The 3,729-nt window shown below is 56.0% G+C and carries 6 protein-coding genes and 1 pseudogene; 1 reads left to right on the forward strand and 6 read right to left on the reverse strand.

The annotated features are described in order from the left end of the window. The first annotated feature begins 67 nt into the window (after positions 1–67). The gene (locus Q0650_RS06050; RefSeq protein ID WP_298816942.1) at positions 68–679 is read left to right on the forward strand and encodes a biotin transporter BioY; all 612 of its coding nucleotides are present in this window, start codon (positions 68–70) and stop codon (positions 677–679) included. A 210-nt stretch (positions 680–889) separates the two neighbouring features. Here the strand turns inward: Q0650_RS06050 and Q0650_RS06055 are convergent, their stop codons facing one another. From Q0650_RS06055 to Q0650_RS06080, 6 genes and pseudogenes are all read right to left on the reverse strand, one after another. After that, positions 890–1,201, reverse strand: coding sequence for a hypothetical protein (locus tag Q0650_RS06055; protein ID WP_298816944.1), 312 nt, complete (start codon positions 1,199–1,201; stop codon positions 890–892). Continuing rightward, positions 1,198–1,449, reverse strand: coding sequence for a hypothetical protein (locus Q0650_RS06060; protein ID WP_298816947.1), 252 nt, complete (start codon positions 1,447–1,449; stop codon positions 1,198–1,200). The genes Q0650_RS06055 and Q0650_RS06060 overlap by 4 nt, the downstream gene beginning before the upstream one ends. Before the next feature lie 40 nt (positions 1,450–1,489). Beyond that, the gene (locus tag Q0650_RS06065; RefSeq protein WP_298816949.1) at positions 1,490–2,002 is read right to left on the reverse strand and encodes a Dna2/Cas4 domain-containing protein; all 513 of its coding nucleotides are present in this window, start codon (positions 2,000–2,002) and stop codon (positions 1,490–1,492) included. Next, positions 2,002–2,226, reverse strand: a complete 225-nt coding sequence (locus Q0650_RS06070) for a hypothetical protein (RefSeq protein WP_298816951.1) — start codon at positions 2,224–2,226, stop codon at positions 2,002–2,004. The genes Q0650_RS06065 and Q0650_RS06070 overlap by 1 nt, the downstream gene beginning before the upstream one ends. Beyond that, complete coding sequence (locus tag Q0650_RS06075; protein ID WP_298816953.1) at positions 2,226–3,392, reverse strand: RIP metalloprotease; 1,167 nt, start codon at positions 3,390–3,392, stop codon at positions 2,226–2,228. The genes Q0650_RS06070 and Q0650_RS06075 overlap by 1 nt, the downstream gene beginning before the upstream one ends. 127 nt (positions 3,393–3,519) lie before the next feature. Next, positions 3,520–3,729 (reverse strand): annotated as a pseudogene (locus Q0650_RS06080) (hypothetical protein); the annotation flags it as partial.

Raw genomic sequence — 3,729 nt, forward strand, 5'->3', positions numbered from 1 at the left:
TACATTGTTTCTGGATCGGCTATACTCTATATCGTCACGCGCATTTAGTTTATATGGTGGAGGTGTCATGAACCGGACATTGACCACAACCGAGACGTTGGCGCAGGCGATTTTGCCGCGCCGTGGCTGGCTGGCCTATCCATTGGTTGCCGACACGCTGTTAGTAGTGCTGGGGAGTCTGTTTGTGGCGCTAAGCGCACAAATTCGGATTTCGCTGTTACCCTTCTCGCCGGTACCAATTACCGGACAAACACTTGGCGTTTTACTGGTAGGTGGCCTGCTTGGCCCGCGTCTGGGCTTGATCTCATTACTGCTCTACCTGGTTGAGGGTGCGATTGGCTTGAAATTCTTCGCCGGCGGCGCAGCAGGTTATACCCACATTCTCGGTGCGACTGGCGGTTACCTCATCTCCTTCCCGCTAGCCGCAAGTCTGACCGGTTGGTTAGCGACACGTGGCTGGGATCGCAACTTCTTCACGGCGGTCGCGGCAATGGCACTGGCAACGCTGGTCATTTATCTGATCGGGGCAACGTGGCTGGCGTTCTACATCGGGGCTGAAAACGCGCTGCTCAAGGGTGTGTTACCCTTCCTGATCGGCGACGCGATCAAGATCGCGCTTGCAGCTTCGGCCTTGCCGGGCGGATGGCAACTTGTCAAGTGGTTGCGCGAGCGGCGATAAACACAAGCGCGTTGGTAGCAATAAGAAGAAGGGGCACACAGCGTGACCCCTTCTTCGTTTTTTGGTATTGGAGAGTACCGCTATCGCCTATTGATCCAACCGCCGAGAGCGCAGAGCGATTATCGGCTATCGCCTATCAGCTATCGGCTATCGCCTATCAGCTATCGGCTATCGCCTATCAACTATCGCCCATCGGCTATCGCCTATCGCCTATCGCCTATCGCCTATCGCTTCCAGGCACTGGTTACACACCCGAAAAGGAATACCATTTTCATGCACTACCTGCACATCATCGCGCGTACCACAGTAGCGACATACCGAAAGGTTCTCTATCTCGTCGGCTCGCCATAACTGTGGCAGTTGACTCAGCTCCAATGGCGTCTCGGTCGAGAGCACACCGATCCGGACACAAACGGCGGCGGGAAAGATGTCGGCCACGCGGGCAGCCAGATGGTAGTGGTATGAATAAACCTCGTCGCCAATCATCATGCCGCGCAAGCGGGGATGTGATTGTATCTTCATACCTGTGCCAGTCGATCCATTAATTGACGTAATTCAACTTCACTCAAAATAAACGGCTCATCGTCTGCAAACATCAGATCGTCGAGCGCATCGCGTATGACTGCCTCTTCATCGGGTGGTACGTTCAGCTCGTCCTGTTCAAGCCGGTAAAACTGATCAAACGCCCATGCCGCCACTTGCGCCCGCGAAATTCGTCCGGCGAGATGCTCGGCAATGACTGAAATAACATCATCACAGGTGAGATCCATTGCTATGCTCACTCCACTTTCAGTCCTGTCTCAGTATCGCTCAGGCCAGAGCGTCATCGCACCGGCTACGGAAGCCGCAGCCGCGGCAACGAGCCACTTCATCGTGGCTACGCGCCACATCTGTTGCCGTCAATAATGCGCGCATCTCGGCTAGCGTAGTCAAAACCTCTTCACGAACTGCGCTTGTGTAGCGTAGCTGAAACGTTTCGTCAGCGTAACGCAGGAGACCGTAGGGCGGCGCAACACCGGTTATCTCTTCCAACAATACCAGATAAGCGGCCAGTTGCAAGAGATCGGAATGGTAAGGTTGCGAAGCGCGTCGGTTTGGCTTTACCTCGACCGGAATCAGTGTCTGACCATGCTGTAAAATATAGTCTGGCTTGCCGGTGAGACCCAGCCGCGCGCTGAACAGTGGTCGTTCGGGGATACGGCGCAAACCGGTGTCGGCTGCCACGACGCGCGCCCAGGGCAGCCCACTACGCCGGCGCAGGAAGACCGCCAATACCAGTATGCCAAGCGCACAGCAGATGAGAACGATGCCTAAGCCAACCATTAGCTTGCCCAGATCACCAGACCGATTCCACCGGCCAGCAGACCAACACCAATCCAGAGCAGACGTTGACTGAATACCACCAACCTTCCATGCCGCGCGTGGCTCACCGTGCCGGCTGCGCGTCGTTCAGCGCCGTCAGGTTCGACGCCCGCAACCCGGCGCAACCACCACGCGCGCGCGCAGTAAGCGTACTCGCCCAATTCACTCGCGCGAATAATATCCATCAGCGACCAAAGATCGGTGTACCCTGCACCGCGTTTAGCACATCATTAACGGTCAACAGCACCATTAAACCCATCAGCGCCATGAAGCCGAAGGCATGCACAAGTGCCTCTTTCTCAGGAGGCAGCTTCTTGCCCCGCGCCCACTCAATCAGCGCAAACAGGATGTGGCTGCCATCGAGGGCAGGGATCGGCAACAGGTTAAGGATAAACAAGTTAAGGCTAAGCACGGCGGTCAATGACCAGAACGAGACAAAACCGTCGGGCTGGCGAATAACTTCTCCCGTGGCGCGCGCGATCCCGATCGGGCCAAGCGGTTCGCCGGTTGGGGGAGGAGTGGGACTGAACAGACCGGCGATAGCTGCCGGCAAATCGGCCAGCATCATAATCATCCGACCGGTCAGGTCAACACTATGCATAAACCCGGCGCCAATGGCGGCGATCGGGTTAACCGGCTGGTTCATTGTTTGCATTTCGTAGCTAAAGCCAAAGCCGGCGTTAAACTCGCGCCCATCAGGCGCCTTCCACGGCCCAGGGATCACATCGAGCGTCACTTCGGCGCCGTCACGCAAGACGACCGCTTTGATCGTTGTCCCCAATCGATTGCGCGCCACTTCGCGGATGACCTGCTCATCGACAGTCGACTGATCGTCGAGCCGCACCAGCTCATCGCCAGAGCGAAAACCGGCGGCAGCAGCCGGTGTATTGGGGAAGACATCACTGATCACCACCCGACCGGTTGGGGTTGGGATACCAATCGTGGCAAAAAGAATGGTAAAGATGACAACCGCCAGGAAGAAATTCATCAGCGGCCCGGCCAGCATAACCGGAATCTTGCGCCATGGCGGAGCTGCGGCCAGACTACCGGCGCCATACACTGCATCTTTCTCGCCGTCCATGCCGGCAAAACGCACAAAACCGCCTAACGGCAACCAGTTCAAAGTATACTTGATGCCATTTCGCTCAAACAGCACCAATGCGCGCGGTGGAAAACCAATCCCAAACTCTTCAACTTTAATCCCCATGCGCAATCCAACCCAGAGATGACCGAGTTCATGGACGAAGACCAGCAAACTGAGCATGAGGAGAAAAACTAACACCGTGAATAACGGGTCAAAAATACCGGTAGCAATCTGTTGCCAGATATCACTCAGCGTTGTCGCCAGCATAACTACACTCCAGCAGAGAAGAGGAATAACGGCGACGAGCTGATTGCCCGCCGCCGCTCGTGTTCAAAAACAGTGTACCGGATCGAGGTAGTCGCGTCAAGAGAAAACCGGCAACGAGACCAACAACTTATGGTATGCGCTTCAGATAGATGTTCTCAAAGCCAACATTGAGCGTGACATTTCCGCCGGAGATAGCCGGCGTCAGCGGCGAACCATCGCGCCGGTAGGCGGCAATAAACGAGCTTTGTGGCAACGTGATCGTTCGCGTCGTTGCGTCAACCGACCAGATCACATCGAGCGCGAAGTTATTGCCACTGAAGCGGTATGCTTCCAGGCC

Origin of the sequence: uncultured Chloroflexus sp. (assembly GCF_937129525.1) — a bacterium.
Taxonomy (GTDB): domain Bacteria; phylum Chloroflexota; class Chloroflexia; order Chloroflexales; family Chloroflexaceae; genus Chloroflexus.

Coding starts and splice junctions, on each gene's coding strand:
- Q0650_RS06055 (WP_298816944.1), bottom strand. CDS start 1,201: ATGAAGATACAATCACATCCCCGCTTGCGCGGCATGATGATTGGCGAC.
- Q0650_RS06050 (WP_298816942.1), top strand. CDS start 68: ATGAACCGGACATTGACCACAACCGAGACGTTGGCGCAGGCGATTTTG.
- Q0650_RS06060 (WP_298816947.1), bottom strand. CDS start 1,449: ATGGATCTCACCTGTGATGATGTTATTTCAGTCATTGCCGAGCATCTC.
- Q0650_RS06070 (WP_298816951.1), bottom strand. CDS start 2,226: ATGGATATTATTCGCGCGAGTGAATTGGGCGAGTACGCTTACTGCGCG.
- Q0650_RS06065 (WP_298816949.1), bottom strand. CDS start 2,002: ATGGTTGGCTTAGGCATCGTTCTCATCTGCTGTGCGCTTGGCATACTG.
- Q0650_RS06075 (WP_298816953.1), bottom strand. CDS start 3,392: ATGCTGGCGACAACGCTGAGTGATATCTGGCAACAGATTGCTACCGGT.